Origin of the sequence: Pontixanthobacter gangjinensis (assembly GCF_009827545.1) — a bacterium.
Classification (GTDB): domain Bacteria; phylum Pseudomonadota; class Alphaproteobacteria; order Sphingomonadales; family Sphingomonadaceae; genus Pontixanthobacter; species Pontixanthobacter gangjinensis.
The window spans coordinates 288947-312315 of the sequence record NZ_WTYS01000001.1; the positions used below are offsets into that span (position 1 = coordinate 288947).

Genomic DNA, 23369 nt, shown 5'->3' on the forward strand with positions numbered 1-23369 from the left:
CACGGGTTTACAGAGCCATTATCTTCGCCATAGCCGACGAATTGGCGCAGTTCCCAGCGGGCAATTTTTGTGAAATTTGCGAACCGGTCATAGTCAGACCGCAAATTTTGGCAGCCGTCAAAAGTAGGCCAAAAGCTGGTCTATTTCCTAAAATCGAGCGGCGGAGCGCGGTCACCCAAGAGCGATTCGTAGACATAATCAGGCCCGCGAGACGCATCGAACTCGGCCCTCGCCGCAGTCTGCAAATCAGGGTTCGTGAAAAGCTCTACCGCCATCACTGCCATCGCTTTTGCAGCAAATTGGGTCCCTTTCGCGCCGATTGAATGCCCGCTAGCAGCGGCAGATTGCCAGCTGTGTGAACTGGTTCCGGGAACCCATGTTGCGGCGCGCAGGCTGACCGTAGGTGTTGCCCAGGAAACATCTCCGACGTCGGTTGAGCCATATCCGAGCGTGACCTCATAGGGCTTTATCGTGCCAACTTCGTCCATCGGTTTTGCCGCATCGCCAAGGCTTGAGGAAATCTCCGCCGCCCAGCGCTTTTCAGCCTCATTATAGGTAAAGCCTCCAATCTCGCGCAGCTTCCGGTCAAGCGCCATTTGCAACGTCTCATTGACCAGCTTCGGATTGTTGCCGTGGATTATTTCCCAGTCAACGGTTGTGCCGGTACCCTGTGCGGCCCCTTTCGCTGTAGCCTCCAGGCGCGTCCACAGCGCCCGGACCTCATCCGCGTCAGAGTGACGTACATAATAAAAAACCTCGGCGAAATCAGGTACCACATTTGGTGCCGCACCACCTTCGGTAATAACATAGTGGATTCGCGTATCCATGCTGGTGTGTTCGCGCATCATATTGACCATCATATTCATCGCCTCGACCCCGTCGAGCGCAGATCGCGCGCGCTCCGGCGCACCCGCTGCATGCGCGGACACGCCCCGAAAGCGGAATTTGGCCGAGCGGTTGGCCAAAGTAGTTCGGGCAGCCGCGGAATTCTCGTCATCAGGGTGCCAGTCGATGGTGAAATCGACATCATCGAACAAGCCGGCGCGGACCATATAAACTTTGCCAGAGCCACCTTCTTCGGCTGGCGTGCCATAGAGGCGAACGCGGCCCGGAGTGCCGGTTTCTTCCAGCCATTGTTTGATCGCTATTGCCGCGGTCAGCGAACCAGCGCCGAACAGATTATGCCCGCAAGCATGGGCGGCGTGCTTACCTTCCAGAATCTCGCGGGTTGGCGCGTTAGACTGGCTGATGCCCGGCAGAGCATCGAATTCTGCAAGCAGAGCGATGACCGGGCCACCCTCGCCCCATTCGGCCACAAAGGCCGTCGGAATATCGGCCACACCCAGCCTCAGCTTGAAACCTTCACCTTCCAATTCGGCCTTCAGCAATCCGCTGGAGCGCAATTCGAGATAACCCAGCTCCGCATAATCCCAGATTTGCTTGGCAACGCGGGTGGTCCGCTCTTCCTGCGCCTCGACCGCAGCGATCGGGTCTGTGACATCTTGAGCGCTGGCCGCCTGGCCGCTGATTGCAGAAACCGCCGCTAACGAGCTGCCTGTAAGAAATTTTGTGAAGCTCATTGCCTCTACCCCTTTTACAGCACTTTATCCTGAGCTGGGCGGCACGCAAGTCTCGACGCAAACTGACATCTATGTCAGTAACGGTGCGATGGAACAGTTCACGGGACAGCTATTGCAAATCGGCATTTCCCTCATCGCGATTCTCGCTCTGGCATGGCTTGCCAAGAAGATGGATCTTGGCGGGGATCAAAGGATCCGCAGCGAAGACCGCGCGCGCGAACTGGCTGATGAAGCCGTAAGCGGGTTTGAAGCAATCGACATCGCTATCGACAAGGCTGGATATGGCGCATTGCTGCGCGATGCAGATGGCAGGATTATTGTACTGCGCCGTCATGGTTCGCATTTCGCGGGCCGCCTGCTAGAACGAAGCAGTGATGCACGGCTGGATCAGGAGTTCCTGACAATTACCCCTGGTGACAAGCCGTTTGGGTCTGTGACCTTGCATCTGGGCGCAAATGCACAAATCTGGGCCGCTAGCCTCCGCCGTATGAAGACCTTGTCCGATGCCTGATTTCTCACCTACTGAATTTGCAGTCCCGGGTTTCGTCCTGTTGGTGCTGCTTGAAATGTTCTGGGCCCGCAAACGGCGGCCAGAAGCCTATGAGGCGCGGGACACTTTGACCTCGCTTGCCTTCGGCCTCGGCAGCACAATTGCTGGCGTGTTGTTTGGCGGGATGGCGCTGCTCGTATTCCTTTTTGTCTATGAATACCGAATTGTGGACTTCGGCGATCAATGGTGGGCAATCTGGTGGCTGTGGCCACTCTGCTTTATCTTCGATGATTTGGCATATTACTGGATTCACCGTGCCGGTCACCGCATTCGCTGGTTCTGGGCCAGCCACGTCAACCACCATTCAAGCCAGCATTACAACCTCAGCACAGCGTTACGGCAAACCTGGACCGGCGCATTCACGCTTGGTTTTGTGTTCAAGCTGCCACTCGTCTTGCTCGGATTTCATCCTTTAATGATTGTCTTGGTCGGCGGGTTCAACTTGATCTATCAATTCTGGATTCACACCGAAGCCATCGACAAAATGCCGCGCTGGTTCGAGGCGGTAATGAACACGCCCAGCCACCACCGCGTACATCATGCAACCAACCCGCTCTATCTTGACCGCAATTATGCGGGGGTTTTCATCATCTGGGACCAGCTGTTCGGAACCTTCCAAGAGGAAACAAGCAAGGTTCGCATCCGCTATGGCATCGTGAAACAATTGGGCAGCTTCAATCTATTGTGGTCCGTATTCCATGAATGGATCGGGATTCTCCAAGACCTGTGGAGCGCGCCTTGGCGGCATAAATTGTCGTATTTGTTGCGCGAACCTGGTTGGAGTCACGACGGCAGCCGCGAAACTTCCGAGATAATGCTGACGCGCTGGCTGGCACGCCAGTCCACTGAACAGCGCCCCACGGAACAGCGACCCACGCCGCCCGTCTTACCAGACACAAAACACAATCCGAATGGAGAGGCGGCTTAGGCCGTGCCCCAAAAAAGGAGAGGTTATGCAGGAATTCGATTACATCGTCATTGGCGGCGGCAGCGCTGGCAGCGCGGTTGCTGGCAGGCTGTCAGAATATGGCCGGCACAATGTTTGCCTCCTCGAAGCAGGGGGCCGGAATGACAATATTCTTGTCAAGACCCCTGGCTTCATGCCTTTCCTGCTGAAAAATGCCAATTACCGCTATGACACAGTCCCACAAAAGGGGCTGAACGGCAGAGTGGGGTATCAACCACGCGGCAAGGGACTTGGTGGTTCGTCCGCCATCAATGCGATGGTTTATATTCGTGGCAATAAGTGGGATTATGACAATTGGGCAGCGATGGGCTGCGACGGCTGGTCTTATGACGATGTCCTGCCTTTCTTCAAATATGCCGAAACCAACGAGCGCGGTGGTGACGAATTCCATGGCGGCGAAGGTCCGCTATTCGTATCCGATCAAAAGTGGATCAACCCGGCGACAGCAGCCTTTGTAGGCAGCGCAGAATCACTGCAGCTTCGAACGAACAATGATTTCAATGGAGAGCGACAAGACGGATTTGGCGTCTACCAAGTCACCCAGCGCAATGGCGAGCGCTGGTCTGCAGCACGCGCTTATATCGAGCCGATGCGTGATATGGCCAATCTGGCAGTCCGCACCAAAACGCTGGTTGAGAAACTGGTTATCGAAGACGGACGCGTCACCGGCGTTGCAATCAAGCGAGGGCGTAAGCGCGAAGTGGTCAAGGCGCGGCGCGGTGTCATCTTGTCGGCTGGGGCTTTTAACTCGCCGCAAATACTGATGGCTTCGGGCATCGGTCCCGCCGAACATCTGCGCGAACACGGGATCGATGTAGTGCGCGATGCGCCTGCTGTGGGCAGCGACTTGCAGGACCACATCGACTACGTATCGAGCTGGGAAACGGAGTCGAAGGATCCGATTGGCGATAGCGTCGCTGGCACTGCCCGTATGGCCAAGGCGATAATCGAGCATCGCCGCAAGCGCACCGGCATTATGACAACGCCTTATGCAGAGGCTGGCGGCTTCTGGTCGGTCATGCCCGATGCTCCGGCGCCAGATGTGCAATGGCATTTTGTTCCGGCAATGTTGGAAGATCACGGCCGCGAGAAAGTGAAGGGACACGGCTTTTCGCTCCATGCCTGTGTGCTTCGCCCTGAAAGTCGCGGAACTGTCAGACTCAATTCGCCCGATATGAAGGATGCCCCGCGAATTGACCCCAACTTTTTAGACGATGATCGCGATATGGCTGTCCTGCGTGCAGGCATTCGCCTTTCACACAGGATCGCCGAAGCATCGCCATTGGCTGATTATTCCCCGAAAGACCGCCATCCTTTCGATTTGAATGATGATGCCGCGCTTGATGAAATGATCCGCAACCGGTCCGACACCGTATATCACCCTGTCGGCACGTGCCGGATGGGCAGCGATGAAGCCAGCGTGGTCGATACCAAGCTCAAAGCGCGGGGTGTCGACGGGCTGTGGGTAGCAGATGCCAGCGTGATGCCGAAGATCGTCAGCGGCAACACCAACGCGCCAAGTATTATGATTGGCGAACGCTGTGCGGATTTCCTGATGAACGGCTAGCTCGCATCCTGCCAGTGGGCGGAGCCAGAACCACCCTTCAATCTGCAGACCAAAAAAAGGGGCCGGAGCGTAATGCTCCGGCCCTTATAGTGTTGTTCGCAGGAGGAACGTGTGCGGCGGGAACGGGAGGGGAGAGAGAGTCTCCCGACCCCGCCGAACCTGGTGATTAATTATAGGCTCGCTCGCCGTGTTCGCTAATGTCGAGACCATCGACTTCAGCTTCTTCGGTAACGCGCAAACCAATGATGGATTTGACAATCAGACCGGCGACGAGGGTACCGATACCGGCCCAAGCGATCGTGACCAAAACGCCTTCAGTTTGGATCCAGAGCTGTGCGCCAACGCCGGTTGAACCGTCGCCAGGGCCGCCAAGGAATGGTTGGTAAACAATCGCTGTGCCGATGGCGCCAACGATGCCACCCACGCCGTGGATGCCGAACGCATCAAGCGAGTCATCATAACCAAACTTCGCTTTGACCTTGGATACTGCGTAGTAGCAGATGATTGAAGAGAGAATCCCGAGCAGGATTGCACCGAATGGACCAGAATTGCCGGCAGCAGGTGTTACCGCCACGAGACCGGCAATGACACCCGAACAGAAGCCAAGCGCCGAGCCCTTGTGACCGGAGAGCTTCTCCATCACCATCCATGCAAGAGCGCCAGCCGCGGTTGCGACGAAGGTGTTGATCATCGCCAGGCCGGCCGAACCATCTGCTTCGAGAGCCGAACCTGCGTTGAAGCCAAACCAACCAACCCAAAGCAGGCCGGTACCGATCATTGTCATAACCAGCGAGTGCGGCGGCATTGGCTCATTTGGATAGCCACGGCGTTTGCCGAGCAAGTAAGCGAGCACCAAGCCGGAAACACCCGCGTTGATGTGAACAACGGTGCCGCCAGCGAAATCGAGCGCGCCTGCTTCAAACAGTAAGCCGCCGCCAGCCCAAACCATATGGGCAATCGGGAAGTAGACGATGGTCAGCCAGATCGGCACAAAGAACATCACTGCGCTAAACTTCATCCGCTCTGCCGTAGCGCCCAAAATCAGCGCTGCAGTTATTGCGGCAAAGGTCATTTGGAAGCTGACGAACACATACTCGCTGATTACTTCATCAGTGAAGGTCGCAGCAGTTGTGCTGGCATCCATACCCGAAAGGAAATAACTTCCCCCGCTAATGAAAAGGCCCAAGGTGCCTTCATAAGTCGTCGCGCCAAATGCGAGCGAGAAGCCCCACATGACCCAAACGAGCATCGCCAAACAGGCGGTCGCGCCAATTTGGGTCATGGTGCTGAGCATGTTCTTCGAACGTGTTAGGCCACCATAGAACAAGGTCAGGCCAGGAATGATCATCAGCAGCACCAAAATGGTGGCCGTCATCATCCAGGCGTTATTACCCGGATTGGCAACTGCCGGGGCTGCCTCGGCCACAGCGGGAGCAGCTTCGGCAACCGCCTCGGCGGCATCCTGGGCGAATGCGGTTGTTGCGGCGATCATCGACGTGCCAAGCACGCCTGCGCCGCAGAGAATTTTGCGGATCATGGAAGTTTCCTTCATGTCAGGTGCGGCGATCATAGCGCCGTGTCTCCGGTTTCCCCGGTACGAATGCGGGTGGCATCGGCAAGGTCGATAACAAAAATCTTGCCATCACCGATGGCATCGGTGCTGGCAGTGTCCTTGATAGTTTCGACCACTTGGGCGGCGATGTCGTCACTCGCGGCAATTTCGAGCTTCACCTTTGGAAGCATGTTGGTCGAATATTCAGCACCGCGATAAATCTCGGTCTGACCCTTCTGGCGGCCAAAGCCTTTGACCTCGGTCACGGTCATACCCGCGACGCCAATGGCACCGAGCGCCTCGCGAACCTCGTCGAGCTTGAATGGTTTAATTACGGCGATGATGAATTTCATCGATGCCCCCTAAGTTTACTGCAACTGCGTTCCGGTCCGATGCCGGTTTCGCACATGCAGCAAAACACGTGCCAGTTTTGCGAATCAACGGATTCCGCAGGGTCTCTGGCTTTTACCTGGGTTTAGGCATTGGATCGAAGTGCCTACATTTTAATCATTGGTTAAATATTGGGCAGTTCGAGGTCGGCCCACACAGGGAGATGGTCCGATGCTTGTGCCGATAGAGCGCTATGATGCACCCCGCTTTCACCAACACGCCATCCATGCGACGCAACAATCCGATCAAGCTGGGCGATTGGCTGGCGGCTGGGGAAGCTTCTGCCCAACGTCAGGTGCTGCCAATCCTTACCAAATTCCTGCATTGCTCCGCTGCGCAGACCCCATTGGTTGAAATCGCCCATCAGTACAGTTGGGCAGGCATCTGCAAGGCCACCAACATGCCGCAGGATCGCTTGAATCTGATCGCGCCGCCGCAGACCAGACAGGCACAGATGCATACCGGCAACGCGTACCCGATGCCCGCCACAATCAAGATCGGCACAGACCGCTCCGCGTGGTTCAACCATTGGCAAATCAAGCGGCGCGCAGTCCAGAACCGTAAACTCGCGCCGGATGAGCAGGGCATTGCCATGCCACCCCATACTTCTGGGGCGCTTCGCCAGCGGCACTACTTTCCAATGTGTATCATCCAACGCAGCCCGCGAAAGCACACTGGCCCTATCGCCTATGCGCTGGTCCACCTCTTGAATAGCAATGATGTCGGCATCGATTTCACGCAGGACCGAAATAATTCGGTCGGGGTCGCGCCGCCTGTCAGTGCCCACTGCCTTGTGGATGTTGTAGCTTGCAAAAGTGAGCTGCACGTCTGGTCAGTCTTGCTGCTCACCAGCGATGTAGCGGTCGGTTGGTGTCACCGGCAGGCCATCAATGCTGCTGAGCCGCATTCCATGTTTTGCAGCCCATTCGCTTGGGTCAGAATTTCGATGGGCTTTCTTCAAAGTCTGGCGTTCTTGCTGCATCTCCATGAGTGGGACACCCCAGCCGCAACTCGTCTGGACGCTCTCCACCACAATATCGAATATCTGCCGTGTCCCGGGCAGTAAAATAAAGCTTTCCGCGAGCCCTTCCCATTCGGCATCCTGCGGCAGAACCGGCTTGCCATGTCCGTAAATGCGCAGGATCAGCGCGGGTTGCTGGAAATTGCAGAACATGATCGTAATGCGCCCATCTGCCAAAAGGTGCGCATGTGTCTCGTTCCCTGAACCGCCCAGATCAAGATAGGCCACCCGATTAGGCGAAAGGACGCGAAATGCATCATAGCCTTTCGGGCTGAGGTTTATCCGCGCATCGGACGCCGCTGTCGCGACGAAAAACACCGGTTGCTTGGTCATCATCGCAATGTGATCGGGCGAAAGCGTATCGGAGAAATCGGCCATTAGGCGATGCTAGTCACCGCAAAGCCCTTTGTCACCGTTCCTTGGTGGCGGAAAATTTCAAATCGGGGTTTTTCTCTTCCTGATAACCGACATCCCACGGGCTTTTGGCCAAGAATACCATATCGCCATCACGGTCTTTCGCGAGATTGGCCCGGTTGAAATTCTCGAACTGCTGCAGCGCTTCATCAGATCCTTTGACCCACCGCGCCGTTGCAAATGGCGCAGCTTCCAATGCAGCCTCCACCTTATATTCTGCCGACAGGCGCGAAATCAGCACTTCCAGCTGCAGCTGACCAACCACACCGACAATGTGATTGGCTCCAAGCTCAGGGTAAAATACTTGGATCACACCCTCTTCCGACAGATCATCGAGCGCCTTGCGCAATTGCTTGGTCTTGGTCGGATCCTTCAGCTGGACACGGCGCAAAATCTCCGGCGCAAAGTTGGGCAGGCCGGTGAACCGGATTTTGTTGTTCTCGCTCAGCGTATCGCCAACCCGCAATGTCCCGTGGTTGGGAATGCCGATGATATCGCCGGCTTCGGCAGTATCTGCCAACTCGCGGTCCTGTGCGAAAAACAAGATCGGTGAATGAATCGCTATCGGCTTGCCTAGTCCGGACGGGGTCAGCTTCATCCCGCGTTTAAACGTGCCCGAAACTTGCCGCATAAACGCTATGCGGTCGCGGTGGTTTGGATCCATATTGGCCTGAACCTTGAAGATGAAGCCAGTCACCTCGTCATGGTCGGGGCTGATTTGTTCTTCTCCGGCAGGCTGAGGGCGCGGCGGCGGAGCAAATTTGGCGATCGCGTCGATCAGTTCGGTCACGCCGAAATTCTTGAGCGCAGAACCGAAATAAACCGGCGTCAGATCGCCGTTGCGATAGGCCTCAAGATCAAATTCGGGATAACCGATTCTCGCCAGCTCAGCCTCTTCGGCAAATTGCTCTGGCACCACTGCGTTTTCATCGCGCTTGCCTTTGAACTCTTTCGATGGTCCTTCGGGCCGCGCAATTGCGCCGGTCGCGTAATCGAGGATGCCTTCAAATTGTCCGCCCATGCCGACGGGGTACATTTGCGGGCTGACGTCGAGCGCGAGCATATCGGCAATTTCGTCAAGCAACTCAAACAGCGGGCGGCCTTCGCGATCCACCTTGTTGACGAAAGTGATAATCGGCACGCTGCGCAGGCGGCATACCTCGAATAGCTTGCGCGTCTGCGGCTCGATACCTTTCGCTGCATCGATCACCATAATCGCTGAATCGACCGCAGTCAGTGTGCGGTAGGTATCTTCGGAGAAATCCTCGTGCCCGGGTGTGTCGAGCAAATTGAAAGTGATCCCGTCACGCTCGAACGTCATCACGCTGGAGGTGACAGAGATGCCGCGCTGCTGCTCGATCTTCATCCAGTCCGAGCGCGCGCGCCGGGCCTGTCCGCGCGCCTTGACCTCGCCAGCAAGGTGAATCGCGCCGCCTTGGAGCAATAGCTTCTCGGTCAGCGTGGTCTTACCAGCATCGGGATGCGAAATGATCGCGAATGTGCGCCTGTTTGATTTGGAATTGGAGGTCATGGATTAGCCCCTAAGCTCCGCATCTAGTTTGCCGGCTGCAGCGACAATTTTGTCTGAAATCGCTTTCAGATCTTCGTCCTTGTAGCTCTTCTCGCACGGCTGCAAAATAACTTCGATTGCAAGCGATTTCTTACCCTCGGGCACACCTTTACCGGCGAACACATCAAAGATGCGCGCGTCGACGATGTTGGCCTTATCCGCGCCTTTGATCACACGCGCCAGATCAGCTGCGGGCAAATCAGCAGGAACGAGAAACGCGAAGTCGCGCATCACGCTCTGCAACACCGGCGGCGCATAAGCAGTCCGAGCAAAGCCTGCATTGCCCTTTTTACCAGGAATAGCATCGAGGAAAATCTCAGCCGCTACCACAGGGCCGTCCACATCAAATGCGTCCAAGGTGCTAGGGTGCAAGGCACCGAAGCGGGCGAGTATATTCTTCGGGCCAAGTCGCAAAGTGCCCGATTGGCCAGGATGGAATTGAGCGCCCGCCTCACCCATTATTTGCAGCTTTTCAATAGGAGCGCCTGCGTCAGCAAGCAACGCGATAGCTTCGGCTTTCGCGTCGAAGGCATCGAAATGCACTGCCTTGCCCGCGGCCCAACCGCGTGCGACTTTCTCGCCCGCCAGAACGACGCCCAAAGTCGGCTTCTCGTTGCTCGAACCATCAGTGTTACGGAAATAACGCCGACCAATTTCAAACAAGCGAAGCGAGCTGGCCCCGCGATCCATATTGCGCTTCACAGCAGTAAGCAGGCCAGGCAGCATTGACGGGCGCATCGCCTTCATATCTTCGCTGATGGGGTTATCGAGCACCCAAAGCTGCAAACCGTCCGCGAAGTGTTCTGCCTCTGGAACCGGCAGGAAAGACCACGTGACCGCTTCGTTGAGGCCGCGACCAGCAGCGGCACGGCGCACGCGGCGTTCCAGCTTCTGTTCCGCCGATGCAGTTGGTGAGGCGACGCCCTCCGCTCTTGGAAGCGCTGCGCTGGCAATATCATCGATCCCGTAAATTCGAACGACTTCTTCGACCAGATCAGCGGGGCCTTCTATGTCGTGGCGGCGCAGAGGAACCGTAACGGCCCAGGCCGCGGAAGAATCATCAACGGTGAAGTCCAGCGATTCCAGAATGCGTTGCTGCTCGGCCAAATCGACGGCCACTCCGCCCAGTTTCTGAGTCAGTGCAGGGTCGAATGTTACGATCTTTGCTGTTGATGGAGGCGAGCCGGCATGTACTGCTTCAGACGCGGCTCCGCCGCCCAGCTCGACAATCAGACCTGTCAGCAGGTCCAAACCTTGCTCAAGAAATGCCGGATCAACTCCGCGTTCGAACCGCGTCCGCGCATCAGAACTTAGACCCAAATTGCGACCAGTCGCACCAATCCGCTCCGGATTAAAATAGGCAATCTCGAGCAGAACGTCGGTTGTGCTTTCACTACAGCCTGAATTCTCGCCGCCCATGATACCGGCGATGTCGTGAACACCTTGATCATCGGCAATCACAGTCATCTGGCTATCGAGCGTGTAAGTCTTCTCGTTCAGTGCAAGCACTTGCTCGCCATCCTGGGCGCGGCGCGCAAACACCGCTCCGCTGAGCTTGGACAGATCATATGCGTGCGCAGGCCGGCCATAAGCGAGCATCAGATAGTTGGTCAGATCGACCAGCAAAGAAATCGGACGCTGGCCTGCGCTCTGGAGTCGTTGTTGCAACCAATCAGGTGAGGCGCCATTTTTCACGCCAGTTACGACGCGGCCATAGAACGCAGGACATCCTTCCGCATCATCGGTGCGGATTTCTGTTGGGCATGCACCCGTCGTCGTAAATGCTGGCTTCGCGATAGGCTTTAAAGTGCCCATACCCGCTGCCGCCAGGTCGCGCGCGATTCCGTACACTCCCATACAATCAGGCCGGTTAGGAGTAATCGCCACATCGAATATGGGACTTGAACCGTGGTAATCAGCAAAGCTGTGACCGACCGGCGCATCATCAGGCAATTCGATAATGCCATCATGCTCTTCACCCAGCTCCAGCTCGCGGACCGAGCACATCATACCGTTGCTTTCGACCCCGCGAATGGCTGATTTACGCAATTCCATTCCGTTAGACGGCACGACTGCCCCCGGCTGACCGAGCACGCCCATCATTCCGGCGCGCGCATTGGGGGCCCCGCATACGACTTGCAGTGGATCACCAGTGCCAGTGTCGACCGTCAGAACTTGCAGCTTATCGGCATCGGGGTGTTTGGCGGCAGTCAGGACTTTGGCAACAGTAAAACCCGCCAGACGTTCAGCCGGGTCTTCAATGCCTTCAACTTCCAGTCCGATTCGGTTCATCGCTGCCGCGAGGTCAGCGAGGCTTGCATCGGTTGCGAGATGGTCTTTGAGCCAAGTCAGCGAGAATTTCATGCGCTTGCTCCCACACCTGCGGAAAGCGTCGGCTGATCATACGGGCTGAACCCGTAATGCTGCAGCCAGCGAATATCGCCATCGAAGAACGCCCGCAAATCATCCATGCCATATTTCAGCATCGCCAGCCGGTCGACACCAACACCGAAAGCAAAGCCTTGCCATTCGTCAGGGTCCAGTCCGGCAAACTCGATAACCCGCCGATTGACCATACCCGACCCGAGCAGTTCCATCCATGCGTGACCCGGAGCATCACCCGAACCGCCTAGCACGCGTCGGCCTTTTTCCACTGCAAATCCGACATCAACCTCAACCGAAGGCTCGGTGAATGGGAAGTAGGATGGGCGCAAGCGCAGCACGATATCTTCGCGCTCGAAAAACGCCTTGAGGAAAGTCTCCAGAGTCCACTTCAAATGGCCAAGATGAATATCCTTATCGATTACCAGGCCTTCAACCTGATGGAACATCGGAGTGTGCGTTGCGTCACTGTCGCTGCGATAGACGCGGCCCGGCGCGATAATCCGCACCGGCGCGCCTTCATTCACCATCGTGCGAATTTGCACAGGCGAGGTGTGAGTTCGGAGCAGCATGGAACGACCCTCACCGTCCTTGTCGGGAAAGTAGAATGTGTCATGCATCGCGCGCGCAGGATGATTTTCATCCATATTCAGCGCGGTGAAATTGTGCCAGTCATCTTCGATCTCGGGGCCGGTTTTGACCGCAAAGCCGAGGTCGGCGAAAATCTCTGCCAACTCGTCCATCACTTGGCTGACCGGATGCACACTGCCGCGCGGCGCATCGGGAGCAGGCAATGACAAATCGAGTGTTTCAGTGGCGAGACGGCGGTCGAGCTCTGCATTGTCGAGAGCCTGCTTACGAACGACAATCGCATCCGCAACTTCGGCGCGAGCTTGCTGGATAGCGGGCGCTTGTTCTTGCCGCTGTTCCGGTGTCATCTTGCCGAGCGTTTTCAGCAATTGGCTGATCCAGCCTTGCTTGCCCAAAGCCTCAACCCTTAACGCCTCCAAGGCATCTTGAGTGTCAGCTGCGGCAATCGCCATCAGCGCGGTATCTTTTCGTGTTTGCAGTTCATCCATAGCGAAGGCGCGCTAGCGCCTATTGCGCTGCAACGCAAAGCTGCATTTGCCCCTTCAGATGTCAGGGTTCGCCCGGTTCATGCTCTGGCTCGTCCAATGTCTTAGCGGCTGACCCGCGAACCCGCGCTCGTTCCCGCATGCAACCGACAATTACCGGATGGCCCATCACGGCATATTGGGATTGCTGCACCCCAAGGAATTCCTCGCAGTCTTTGACGAAATGCGATTGATCAAAATAAAATCGATCGATGGCTCCGAACCATCCAAGCGACGGGTCGAGTAGGAAATCGGCGACATCCAGCAAATGGCCTGCAAGAGTTGCGAAATGGCTGAATATTTCGGCCTTGCGCTCATTACTGACCGTGTTGGGATAGTTATCTGCCGGCTTTCCCACAAAGGTGGCCCATCCCAATGGCAGCGGGCCAATACCCCTATTCACGTAATGTTGGCAGTGAATTCGAGCAGCAGGCTGCTCGGGCCGATGACGATGCAATCGGTATCTGACACCGAAGCACCATCACTAATCTTGTAGTTTGGTGGTGCGCCTTCAAATATTCTGATTCCAGCCCATCCGGGATGCAACGAATACGATAGAAGGTAGTGAAAGACCTCACCAACCCTTTGGGTGGCTCGTGAAAATTTACGGCCACTTTCGCATTTACCACCATGAACTACCGCGCCGATTTTTGTCGTAATCTAACTTGTGGCACTGCAAACTGGGTCGCCTGTCAACCGACAGGCGAATCTAATGTCTGCACGGGTGACCCACGGCGCTTTACTCGGTTGCGCATGAATTCACTCAATATCGGATGATCCAGCGCGGCATATTCTCTTGGTGTCATGCCCAGAAACCGGTGGCTATCGCGCACAAAATGCGACTGGTCATAATAGCTTGAATCGATTGCGTTGCTCCAGCTTCTTTCTGGATCAAGCATGAAGTCAGCCAGACTGCGCATAAAGCGTTGGCGCCGTATTAACAGTTTTGGCGAAAATCCAAACGCTTGCCGGCACAGACGCTCCAACGTCCGGCCGGAAACCCCGCATTCTTCAGCCATGACTGCCACATTAGGCGAATCAACAGTCAAAAGACTCTGGTGAATCCGGGCGATCCGCGGGTCTTCGCGCTTTGCTCTCGGGCAACCTTCGCTGAAGAATTGGATAATCTGTTCAAGTTGCTCCTGCTCCGCTGCCTGCGTGTTTAGAAGTATGCTGGCGAGGGGGAGAAACTGTGAATGGTGAGGGCTGGTAAGACCGTCGACAATTTGGTCAGCCATCAAATGCGCAGGCGGCATGGCAAACGTCGCCCAGCCAAGTGGCAGAAATCCGATGCCCCAGAAACGGGTGGCACCGATGGTGTAATCTAGCTTTCTGCTCGTTGGCCCTGATGCGAGGAAGCGGGCATCAGACAACGAGGTGCCATCATCGAATTCGATCGTTGGGGGGGTGTCGGAGAAAAACCGCAAAGTGCCCCACTCAGGCTGCATTGCGTCACGCACAGTTACGCCATCTGGCACCTTAACCGCACCAAAACAAAACGTCGTGAAGAACCGCTCCAAATGTTTCGGCGGTTTATGAAAGCGAGCTTCCACGCGACATTGCGTTACCATTCGGATGCTGTCCCCACTGCAATCCGGTGATGCGACCACCAGCGCAGTTAGACATCTTCATCGCAAAAAGAAAGGGCGGCCTTGCGGACCGCCCTTTCGATAAATTCATTTGTCGGTAAAGACTTACGCTGGAAGCGCTTTCTTGGCTTGCTCGATCACAGATTTGAAAGCAGCACCTTCATTCATCGCCAGATCGGCCATGACTTTACGGTCCAGCTCGATACCAGCAAGTTTCACGCCGTGCATGAACTGCGAATACGTCAGACCTTCAGCGCGAACAGCCGCGTTGATCCGCTGGATCCACAATGCGCGGAAGTTGCGCTTGTTAATCTTACGGTCGCGATATGCATATTGGCCGGCCTTTTCGACGGCCTGGCGTGCAATGCGAATGGTGTTCTTACGGCGACCGCGATAGCCCTTGGCTTGGTCGAGTAAGCGTTTGTGTTTCTGGCGCGTGGTGACGCCGCGTTTAATGCGTGGCATTTCTCAAGTACTCCTAAATTCCGAACCGGCAAGCCTCTAGGGCTCAGCTAAGGCCGTATGGGGCCCATTTCTTTACCGCTTTCACGTCATTCTCAGACAAAACGGAGGTGCCACGGTTCTGGCGGATATACTTGGCAGTGTGATGCGTGAGGCGGTGGCGTTTGCCAGCCACACCATGCTTCAACTTGCCGGTTGCGGTGATTTTGAAGCGTTTCTTCACACCGCTTTTGGTCTTCAGCTTGGGCATTTCAGTCTCCTATCAGGATGTCGGGTCAAGAACACGTCCAACCAGCCCTGGCAGCCCTAACGGCCAGACCGGAAGATGAATCACGTGTCGGTGAAGTGCGCGCAAATAGACAAGCAAAGCATATAAGGCAAGCAAGAACGGCATCGCCGTGAAGCGATGCCGTTCCGTTTGACCGGTATGCCTTTACTTAGAAGCGCGCGCCGAGGGCGACGCCTGCGTGGCGGCGTTGAAAATTGATGCCGAAAATGTCGCCATTGTCAGCATAGCCGAACTCAAGCCGGCCATACATATTCTCGCCGAAGCCATGTTCGTAACCCACTGCGAAGCCAACGCCTGATCCCGACTCGGAAATTTTGGTGCCAAGAGCCTCAGCCTCAAGCTTGAGCCGTGAGTAACCCACTTTGCCGTACAGCTGGCCATCAGCGTTGAGCGCGTAACCAACATGCAGGCCTGTTGCCAAATTGTTCTTCGCACGAACGCAATCAATTCCGTCGCATGACTCAACATTCGACAATTCGTAATTGACGTATGGCCCCACGACCACTGAGTCGCTCACAGCCAGGTCGAAGCCAGCTTCACCGCCAAAAGCAAATGCACTACCAAGTTTGAAGACGTCATCATCATCGATTACGCTGCTGACAGTTGGCGTTTCATAGATCGCGCGAGCTTCTAGACGGAAGCCATCACGTGAAGTTGGTTCACCGGTTTCGCTGTTTTCTTGTGCGAGTACAGGTTGCGACAGAGCTGCCAGCGCAGCAAACCCAATTACTATGTATTTCATATATATACTCTCCGAATCATAATTGATCCGGCAGCTAATTATTCGTTCCGCGAACGCAGTAAAGTTAGCGCCTTCATTTTGTCGCTGAAATACAATTTGGCAGTCAGTTAGGCCCCATGGCTTCCAGCACATCTTCCAGTCGTGCCGGATCCCCCAGCGCCAGGACGTTTCCATCGCTTCCTGCATCAAGGGGATTACCTTGCCAATCAGACATGATCCCGCCTGCGCCTTCGACTATGGGTACTAATGCTGCGTAATCATAAATTTCCAGACCTGCTTCACATATTATATCGAGATGTCCTGCCGCGAGCAGTCCGTAATTGTAGCAATCCCCACCATACACAATCATCCCCTGCCTCGCATCGCTGCCAACCACTTTCGCAACCGACATGTAGGCATCGACCTCTTCCCCCTTGAAATAGTGCGGGCTGCTAGTCGCCAATTTGGCAGCTGTTATTTCTCGGCATGGGGCGGTGCGAACAGGCTTCCCATTCAAAGTCGTGCCTTTCCCGATTTGACCAATCCACCGTTCACCAGAGATCGGCTGATCGATTACGCCAAGTATCGGCCAACCATCCTGCATCAAAGCAATCAAAGTGCCGAAAATCGGCCGACCTGCCATAAAACTGACAGTCCCATCGATCGGATCGAGCACCCATTGACGTCCGGCGGCTTCGTTCCGATTGCCGTATTCCTCGCCAATAATACCGTCATCGGAGCGCTCTGCTTCCAAGATTGCACGCATCGCCGCCTCGGCTGATTTATCGGCTTCGGTAACCGGGCTTTTGTCCGATTTTTGTTCTTGCGTGAAATTTGAACGGAATAGCGGCCTGATCACATTTCCGGCCGCGTCAGCAAGTCGTGCGGCCAATGCAATATCTCGTGTCAAATCCATTATCAAAACTTTCCTCAATTTTAAGAACGCGATTTAGCCATGCCGGGCGCCATGGGGGCTTGCCAAATGACGTCAGTGTCATATTGAAATGTAAATCAAAAGTCGCAAATTTCACAAGCTAGGCAATCGCCGCAAAAAGAACGGGCTATCGCACCATGGCTGAAGGGGACCAGCCGATAATCGAGAATAATGTCGGCGAGGGCCATAGTCTTCGTCCGAAAACTGGTGCGACAAGAGATGGCGTACCGTTGGCGCTTAACCGTCCACCATCGCCAGATTTGGAGCCGTGGATTGCACGCATCATGGTCGCCATTGCTGATGCCCCTGACGATGCAGTCAATGAAGGTTGGCTATGCAATGACGCAGGCTACGTACGGACAGCTATCGGGGCCGACTGGACGGCTGGCACTGCTGACGGGCCTCTTGAAATCCGTGACGAGAGTTTCCTTTGCGGACAACATTCTAAGTCTATGCCGTTGCGATATGTTGGCGGAATCAAAGTCGCTGGAGTTATGCTCAGGCCCGGCTCAATCAATGCTCTGTGGGGTATTGACGATGGAACGCTTTTAGATCGGATTACGGTCGGTTTTGACGATGGTGAATTGACCCGTCTTTATGAACCCGGCATCAGCCCGGAAGATTGGTTGTTGTCGATTGAGAACTGGTTTCGCCACTATATCGCGAAAAGCGCATCACGCACGCCCGACAAACTATCGCAAAAATTCGAAGTCGCCAGTTTTGCAGACCCCAACCAATCGATCACTGAATTCGCCGATATCAACGGTGTGACCGCGCGAACCTTGCAGCGGATAATAAAACGTGATTTCGGCCTAACTCCCAAGCAAGTAATGCGCCGTGCGCGGACGCTTGATTTGGCTGCCAAGCTGTGCGGTGTATCCGATGTCGAAGAGGACGAAGATATCTATCTCCGCTTCTTCGACCAATCGCACCAGATTCGCGAATTCATCGCATTCTTTGGCAGGACCCCTCGGGAGTTCTTGTTGACGAGACAAGGGCTTCTCACGCTTAGCCTAGAGATCCGTCAAGCTAGACGGCTGGAGATACTCCACCGAATCGCGCCCGACGCTATCCGCCCATGGATGAAAGAAGAATTCGTAACACTTAGTGCACGACCAGCTTAGCGCAGTCTCGTCTAACGGACGGCCAGCCTAGTCAAACAAAGAGCTGACCGAGCTTTCATCAGCGATACGCCGCACGGCTTCGCCAATCAGCGGGGCAATCGTCAAAATGCGTAGGCGAGAAGAATCCTTGGCGGCATCGGTTGGTAAAATCGTATCGGTTATTACCAATTCGGTCAGCGCCGAGGCATCAATCCGCGCCACTGCACCGCCAGACAGCACGCCGTGGGTGATATAAGCGGCGACGCTGGTTGCGCCTGAATCGAGCAACGCCTGCGCCGCGTTGCATAATGTCCCGCCAGAATCGACAATGTCATCAATCATGATGCAGTGGCGCCCCTCCACGTCACCGATGATGTTCATAACCTCGGACTCGCCCGCCCGCTCACGGCGTTTGTCGACGATAGCTAGCGGCGCATTGCCCAGCCTCTTCGCCAAAGCGCGCGCGCGAACAACGCCGCCCACGTCAGGCGACACAACCATCAGATCCTGATCGCCATATCGCGCCTGAATATCAGCCGCCATCACTGGCGCAGCATACAGATTGTCGGTTGGGATATCGAAAAAGCCCTGAATTTGCCCTGCGTGCAGATCGACCGACAAGACTCGGTCTGCCCCAGCCTCGGTCATCAGATTGGCGACAAGTTTGGCAGAAATTGGCGTGCGCGGGCCAGGTTTACGGTCTTGCCGGGCATATCCAAAATAAGGAACGACAGCAGTAATCCGGCGGGCTGACGCACGGCGCAGCGCGTCTATGCAAATCAGCAATTCCATCAAATTGTCGTTCGCGGGATAGCTGGTCGATTGAACAACAAACACATCTTCGCCGCGCACATTCTCGTGAATCTCGACAAAAATCTCTTCGTCGGCAAATCGCCGCACGCTGACATCGCAAAGCGGGATTTCCAAATATGCGGAGACCGCGCGCGCCAGCGGCAAATTAGAATTGGCAGCCAAGATTTTCATGCAGATATCCCCGAACTGTGCGTGCCCGCGCAACATGCCTCAATCTGGCAAGAACGCAGGGCGATTCGTTATGATCAGCGGCTTAGCGGGGCGGGGAGGCTTGGAACAGATGCTCTGCCTCCTTTTCCCAATCCGGTTGGTTGGCAGTGACGGTTAAGCCCAGACCCTAGCCCTAGCGGTGCTCACCTTTAATCCAGCGGACCGTGCCCGAGCTGGCGCGCATTACCACACTTTCGGTTGTCATTACGCCGCTACGCAGCCGCTTTACACCGGCCAACAGCGAACCGTCGGTCACGCCGGTGGCAGCAAAGATACAGTCACCGCTGGCAAGATCTTCCAATTTGTAAATTCGGTCGAGGTCTTCAATGCCCCACTTCGCGGCACGGGCTCGCTCATCATCATTGCGGAAGACAAGCCGCCCGTTAAATTGGCCGCCAACACAGCGCAGGGCTGCCGCTGCAAGAACGCCTTCGGGCGCGCCGCCTTGGCCGATATACATATCGATGGTGGTGTCTTCATCGGTTGTCGCAATAACGCCCGCAACATCGCCATCGGGAATCAGATAGACGCCGCAGCCGATCGCGCGCAATTCACTGATAATATCCGCATGACGCGGACGATCGAGCACGCACACGATAATCTCGGCTGGCTCTACGCCTTTGGCCTTGGCGACCGCTTCGACATTTTCTGTAACACTCTTTTCGAGACTGATAACGCCCTCGGGATAGCCGGGGCCAACCGCGATTTTATCCATATAGGTATCGGGAGCATTGAGCAGGCAGCCCTCCTCCGCCGCAGCAAGCACAGCAAGCGCGTTTGGACCAGCCTTTGCGGTAATGGTGGTGCCCTCCAGCGGATCGAGCGCAATATCGATCTTAGGGCCCTTACCCGGTGCGCCACCGACTTTCTCGCCGATATACAGCATTGGCGCTTCATCGCGCTCGCCTTCACCGATAACCACGGTGCCATCCATATACAATTCGTCAAACGCCTCCCGCATGGCCTCCACAGCGGCTGCATCGGCGGCCTTTTCATCGCCGCGCCCGATTAACTTCGATGCTGCGATAGCCGCCGCCTCGGTAACGCGAACCATTTCAAGGACTAGAACGCGGTCGAGTACTTGACTGGGGGCTGTTGCGCCGGGATTCGCAACCTTTGAGGTGTTATCGTTCATAGTGAATTCAGTCCCTATAGCGTGGGTTGCGCGGGCACTCCGGTTTCATGCCGAAGCAAGTTGGATTGGCGCTTAGCTAGAGGGGACTGGATTGTCGAGAACAGCATCGCGCAGAAAAGCCAACGCCTGCACCAACGCCTGCAATGGTCTCTGCTCCGGCTTGGTGATTGCCGGTTTGGCGATGGCAATGCCGCTATCGGCGCAGCAGCAATCGCCTTCCTCAACTGCGGAAAAGGTAATCGAAAACGCCCGGGAAGCTTACGGCCCGCCCTCTCCAAAGAAAAAGTGCGAAGAGCAGTCGAGCGACGAAATCGTTGTTTGCGCCGAAGAGCAGGAGCAATCGCAATTTCGTATCCGGTCAGACGAGCGGGCGGAAGATGATTATGCTCGTGAGACTATGCATGAGGGTAATCCACCCGCGCCCGATGTTGCAGGACCGGGAATTTTCAAAGGAAAGGCCACTTTCGGGTTCGGAGCACCTCCGCCTCCTGCCCTGATTATCGATTTCTCGGCTTTGCCTGAAGCCCCACCCGGATCGGACGCAGACCGAATATCAAAGGGCCTGCCGCCGTTAGGCGATGATCGAGGGACAGCGCGCTTGTTACCTCTGCCAAAAGAGCCGCCAGAGGCAGCGCCCGAAGAGGTCAATCAGCGATGAAACTTGCATTTTTGCTAACCGGTTCGGCAGTTATATTCAGCGCAAGCGCCGCTTTGGCAAATGAGAAAAATACATCTGATGACGGCACATTGGTGATCGATATTCTGGTTCCGATGGCCTCAACCGCTGATGAGGACGCGCAGCCTCTGTGCGAGGCACCGGCGGCAACGGAAAAAGAGGGCGCGGAAATAATCGTCTGCGGCGAGCTACTCGATGATTCGGCTTATTATTATAGCGGTAGCCGTGCAGCGGCGCTCGACCGCTATGCCGAAGAAACAGCCTTTGCCGGTGATATCGCTCCGCCGAATGTCGCTGGCCCCGGCATCTTTACTGGTCCGGCAACCATTGCCGGGATGTGCGGCTTTATCTTCAACCCATGTCCGCCGCCCGCCGCTTATCTGATCGATTTCAGCACACTGCCTGATGCGCCCGCAGGTTCCGATGCAGATTTGATATCACGAGGGCTCGCTCCAGCAGGCAAGGACGAAGACAAGCCGAGAGAGTTGACAGAATTCGAGAGGAAGGAACTCGGACTACCTCCGGCGCTCGTACCGCCAGCGATCAGTCTCGAATGATTTTCATCACCAGCGGCGGCGCGGTCAGACTGTCCGAATCGCGTAGCAATTCAACTGCCCTTGCAACACACCGCTCGGGTCCATCATGCGTCACCATTGCCACCAGCACTTCACCGCCATTATTCGCGCGGCCTTGTTGGATCAGGCTTTCAATCGAGACATCTGCATCGCGCATTGCGGCAGTAATTTCCGCCAGAACGCCAGGCCGGTCGGTTACCGTAAACCGGATATAGGTTTGACCGGTGCGTCCCCCGGTCTCTGCACGCGCCATGGGTTTTAGCTGCGACGCAGGAACGGAGAAGGGCGCGCCCACTTCGCCGCGGGCGATATCTATCAGATCAGCGACCACCGCGCTCGCCGTCGGTCCGTCACCGGCACCGGCACCTTGGAACAGCAACCTGCCAGAATAATTGCCTTCTGCAACCACCGCATTGGTTGCACCCGTGACATGGGCCAGCGGATGCCCTTTGGGCACCAGACAGGGCTTAACTTCCTGCAGCAGAGCGGGTTCAGCTCCGTCCACTTCGTCAACATCGGCCATGCCGATCAGCCGAATGACATAGCCAAGCGCGTCAGCCTGCGCGATGTCAGCGGCACGAACTCTGGATATGCCTTCGCACGCCACCGCATCGAAATCGACTTTTCCGCCAAACGCAATCGCGGCAAGTATTGCCAATTTATGCGCCGCGTCGGTGCCTTCAACATCGAAGGCCGGATCGGCTTCTGCATAACCCAGCCGCTGCGCATCGGCCAAAGTATCTGAAAAATCGGCACCACTCGCTTCCATGGTAGAAAGTATGTAATTGGCGGTGCCGTTCAGGATGCCGTAAATCCGCTCGATAGCGTTGGCAGCTGCGCCTTCTCTCAATCCCTTTATTACAGGAATTCCTCCTGCAACCGCAGCTTCGAATTTCAAGGCACAGCCGCGCCCTTCAGCCGCTTCGGCCAGCTCAAGGCCATGATGCGCTATCATCGCCTTATTGGCAGTGACGAGCCCCTTGCCCGCTGCGATTGCATTGCGCGCAAGAGTCAAAGCTGGGCCGTCAGACCCGCCAACCAGTTCCACCACAACATCGACATCGCCGCGTTCGGCCATCTGGGTCATGTCATCTTCCCAAACGAAGCCCGACAGATCGACACCGCGATCAAGGCTTCGATCGCGCGCGCATACCGATACAATCTGGATCGGGCGACCGGCACGGTCTGCAACCAAGGTGCCGTTGTCTTTGAGCAAACGAATCACGCCCGCCCCAACAGTGCCGAGTCCGGCAAGGGCAACTCTCAGTGGTTTCGTCTGTGGATCAGTCACGCAAATATCCTTGGTCAAATTTGGATTCTACTTCGAGAGGGCTTCGCGGACGCTGGCCGGGATGGGCAACGGACGGCCACTGGCAAGGTCCACATGGACATTCACCAACTCAATTTCGGCTCGCAGATCATCCCTGTCATCGGCTGCCGAATCAGCTACTGCACCATGCAATTCGATCCGCGTAGTCATGCTGCTGTTGCCAAAACGAGTGGTCCAGGCGCGGCCTTCGATCCATTCATCGGCGCGTATCGGCTTGCGGAAGGCGACATCTGCATGCGCCACATGAAATTCCAGCGCGCCGTCACCAAACATCCGTATTCTCCGGTCGCGCCAATATTCCGTCACGATAATGTCGGCATATTCGAGGTATCTTGCGTTGAAAACGACCCCTTGTGGGTCAAGTTCCGAATAGCGAACGCGAAATTTATGGAGGAATGGATTGCTCATCGGTTGCGCCTTAGAC

At 55.9% G+C, this 23369-nt stretch carries 24 protein-coding genes; 6 read left to right on the forward strand and 18 right to left on the reverse strand.

Annotated elements, in window-relative coordinates:
• Window positions 1–140: 140 nt before the first annotated feature.
• Window positions 141–1580 (reverse strand): amidohydrolase, encoded by a 1440-nt coding sequence (locus GRI36_RS01400; RefSeq protein WP_160596841.1) that lies wholly within the window; start codon window positions 1578–1580, stop codon window positions 141–143.
• On the opposite strand from GRI36_RS01400, the gene GRI36_RS01405 reads away from it, so the two are divergent.
• The 3 genes from GRI36_RS01405 to GRI36_RS01415 are packed head-to-tail and all read left to right on the forward strand — an operon-like array spanning window position 1570 to window position 4664.
• The gene (locus GRI36_RS01405; protein ID WP_328598334.1) at window positions 1570–2091 is read left to right on the forward strand and encodes a hypothetical protein; all 522 of its coding nucleotides are present in this window, start codon (window positions 1570–1572) and stop codon (window positions 2089–2091) included. The two genes, GRI36_RS01400 and GRI36_RS01405, sit on opposite strands and share 11 nt — an antisense overlap.
• A complete protein-coding gene (locus tag GRI36_RS01410; RefSeq protein WP_160596842.1) occupies window positions 2084–3058 on the forward strand; it encodes a sterol desaturase family protein in 975 nt (324 codons plus the stop codon). Before GRI36_RS01405 ends, GRI36_RS01410 begins: the two co-directional genes overlap by 8 nt.
• 25 nt (window positions 3059–3083) lie before the next feature.
• Window positions 3084–4664 carry a GMC family oxidoreductase gene (locus GRI36_RS01415; RefSeq protein WP_160596843.1) on the forward strand — a complete coding sequence of 527 codons (1581 nt, stop codon included), beginning with the start codon at window positions 3084–3086 and terminating at the stop codon, window positions 4662–4664.
• A 166-nt stretch (window positions 4665–4830) separates the two neighbouring features.
• Here GRI36_RS01415 and GRI36_RS01420 read toward each other — a convergent pair whose 3' ends face one another.
• The 13 genes from GRI36_RS01420 to GRI36_RS01480 all read right to left on the reverse strand — a co-directional run bounded on the left by GRI36_RS01420 (window position 4831) and on the right by GRI36_RS01480 (window position 17085).
• Entirely contained in the window at window positions 4831–6201 is a 1371-nt protein-coding gene (locus GRI36_RS01420) for an ammonium transporter (protein WP_160596844.1), read from the reverse strand.
• 29 nt (window positions 6202–6230) lie between these two features.
• Complete coding sequence (locus GRI36_RS01425; RefSeq protein ID WP_160596845.1) at window positions 6231–6569, reverse strand: P-II family nitrogen regulator; 339 nt, start codon at window positions 6567–6569, stop codon at window positions 6231–6233.
• Window positions 6570–6730: 161 nt separating this feature from the next.
• A complete protein-coding gene (locus tag GRI36_RS01430; protein WP_160596846.1) occupies window positions 6731–7432 on the reverse strand; it encodes an endonuclease/exonuclease/phosphatase family protein in 702 nt (233 codons plus the stop codon).
• Between the two features lie 6 nt (window positions 7433–7438).
• Window positions 7439–8005, reverse strand: coding sequence for a pyridoxamine 5'-phosphate oxidase family protein (locus tag GRI36_RS01435; protein WP_160596847.1), 567 nt, complete (start codon window positions 8003–8005; stop codon window positions 7439–7441).
• A gap of 31 nt (window positions 8006–8036) precedes the next feature.
• The gene (locus tag GRI36_RS01440; RefSeq protein ID WP_160596848.1) at window positions 8037–9572 is read right to left on the reverse strand and encodes a peptide chain release factor 3; all 1536 of its coding nucleotides are present in this window, start codon (window positions 9570–9572) and stop codon (window positions 8037–8039) included.
• A gap of 3 nt (window positions 9573–9575) precedes the next feature.
• Complete coding sequence (gene pheT / locus GRI36_RS01445) at window positions 9576–11975, reverse strand: phenylalanine--tRNA ligase subunit beta (RefSeq protein WP_160596849.1); 2400 nt, start codon at window positions 11973–11975, stop codon at window positions 9576–9578.
• Complete coding sequence (gene pheS / locus GRI36_RS01450; protein WP_160596850.1) at window positions 11972–13072, reverse strand: phenylalanine--tRNA ligase subunit alpha; 1101 nt, start codon at window positions 13070–13072, stop codon at window positions 11972–11974. Before pheS ends, pheT begins: the two co-directional genes overlap by 4 nt.
• 61 nt (window positions 13073–13133) lie before the next feature.
• Window positions 13134–13466, reverse strand: a complete 333-nt coding sequence (locus GRI36_RS01455; protein ID WP_160596851.1) for a hypothetical protein — start codon at window positions 13464–13466, stop codon at window positions 13134–13136.
• Between the two features lie 334 nt (window positions 13467–13800).
• Window positions 13801–14661: an AraC family transcriptional regulator gene (locus GRI36_RS13995; protein WP_160596852.1), complete on the reverse strand. Its 861-nt coding sequence runs from the start codon at window positions 14659–14661 to the stop codon at window positions 13801–13803.
• A gap of 141 nt (window positions 14662–14802) precedes the next feature.
• Window positions 14803–15162 carry a 50S ribosomal protein L20 gene (gene rplT, locus GRI36_RS01465; RefSeq protein WP_160596853.1) on the reverse strand — a complete coding sequence of 120 codons (360 nt, stop codon included), beginning with the start codon at window positions 15160–15162 and terminating at the stop codon, window positions 14803–14805.
• 43 nt (window positions 15163–15205) lie between these two features.
• Window positions 15206–15409, reverse strand: coding sequence for a 50S ribosomal protein L35 (gene rpmI / locus GRI36_RS01470; protein ID WP_160596854.1), 204 nt, complete (start codon window positions 15407–15409; stop codon window positions 15206–15208).
• Window positions 15410–15596: 187 nt separating this feature from the next.
• Entirely contained in the window at window positions 15597–16190 is a 594-nt protein-coding gene (locus GRI36_RS01475) for an outer membrane beta-barrel protein (protein WP_160596855.1), read from the reverse strand.
• A gap of 103 nt (window positions 16191–16293) precedes the next feature.
• Complete coding sequence (locus GRI36_RS01480; RefSeq protein ID WP_160596856.1) at window positions 16294–17085, reverse strand: inositol monophosphatase family protein; 792 nt, start codon at window positions 17083–17085, stop codon at window positions 16294–16296.
• A gap of 155 nt (window positions 17086–17240) precedes the next feature.
• Here GRI36_RS01480 and GRI36_RS01485 point away from each other — a divergent pair, with 155 nt between their 5' ends.
• Complete coding sequence (locus GRI36_RS01485) at window positions 17241–18227, forward strand: helix-turn-helix domain-containing protein (RefSeq protein WP_160596857.1); 987 nt, start codon at window positions 17241–17243, stop codon at window positions 18225–18227.
• A 27-nt stretch (window positions 18228–18254) separates the two neighbouring features.
• Here GRI36_RS01485 and GRI36_RS01490 read toward each other — a convergent pair whose 3' ends face one another.
• Together GRI36_RS01490 and glpX are read right to left on the reverse strand one after the other, a co-directional pair.
• Window positions 18255–19190, reverse strand: a complete 936-nt coding sequence (locus GRI36_RS01490) for a ribose-phosphate pyrophosphokinase (RefSeq protein ID WP_160596858.1) — start codon at window positions 19188–19190, stop codon at window positions 18255–18257.
• 172 nt (window positions 19191–19362) lie between these two features.
• Window positions 19363–20364, reverse strand: a complete 1002-nt coding sequence (glpX, locus tag GRI36_RS01495) for a class II fructose-bisphosphatase (RefSeq protein WP_160596859.1) — start codon at window positions 20362–20364, stop codon at window positions 19363–19365.
• Between the two features lie 91 nt (window positions 20365–20455).
• On the opposite strand from glpX, the gene GRI36_RS01500 reads away from it, so the two are divergent.
• Window positions 20456–21022, forward strand: coding sequence for a hypothetical protein (locus GRI36_RS01500; protein WP_160596860.1), 567 nt, complete (start codon window positions 20456–20458; stop codon window positions 21020–21022).
• A complete protein-coding gene (locus GRI36_RS01505) occupies window positions 21019–21597 on the forward strand; it encodes a hypothetical protein (RefSeq protein ID WP_160596861.1) in 579 nt (192 codons plus the stop codon). Before GRI36_RS01500 ends, GRI36_RS01505 begins: the two co-directional genes overlap by 4 nt.
• Here GRI36_RS01505 and GRI36_RS01510 read toward each other — a convergent pair.
• Together GRI36_RS01510 and GRI36_RS01515 are read right to left on the reverse strand one after the other, a co-directional pair.
• Window positions 21584–22906 carry a homoserine dehydrogenase gene (locus GRI36_RS01510; protein ID WP_160596862.1) on the reverse strand — a complete coding sequence of 441 codons (1323 nt, stop codon included), beginning with the start codon at window positions 22904–22906 and terminating at the stop codon, window positions 21584–21586. The two genes, GRI36_RS01505 and GRI36_RS01510, sit on opposite strands and share 14 nt — an antisense overlap.
• A gap of 27 nt (window positions 22907–22933) precedes the next feature.
• Entirely contained in the window at window positions 22934–23353 is a 420-nt protein-coding gene (locus GRI36_RS01515; protein WP_160596863.1) for an acyl-CoA thioesterase, read from the reverse strand.
• Between the last annotated feature and the right edge of the window lie 16 nt (window positions 23354–23369).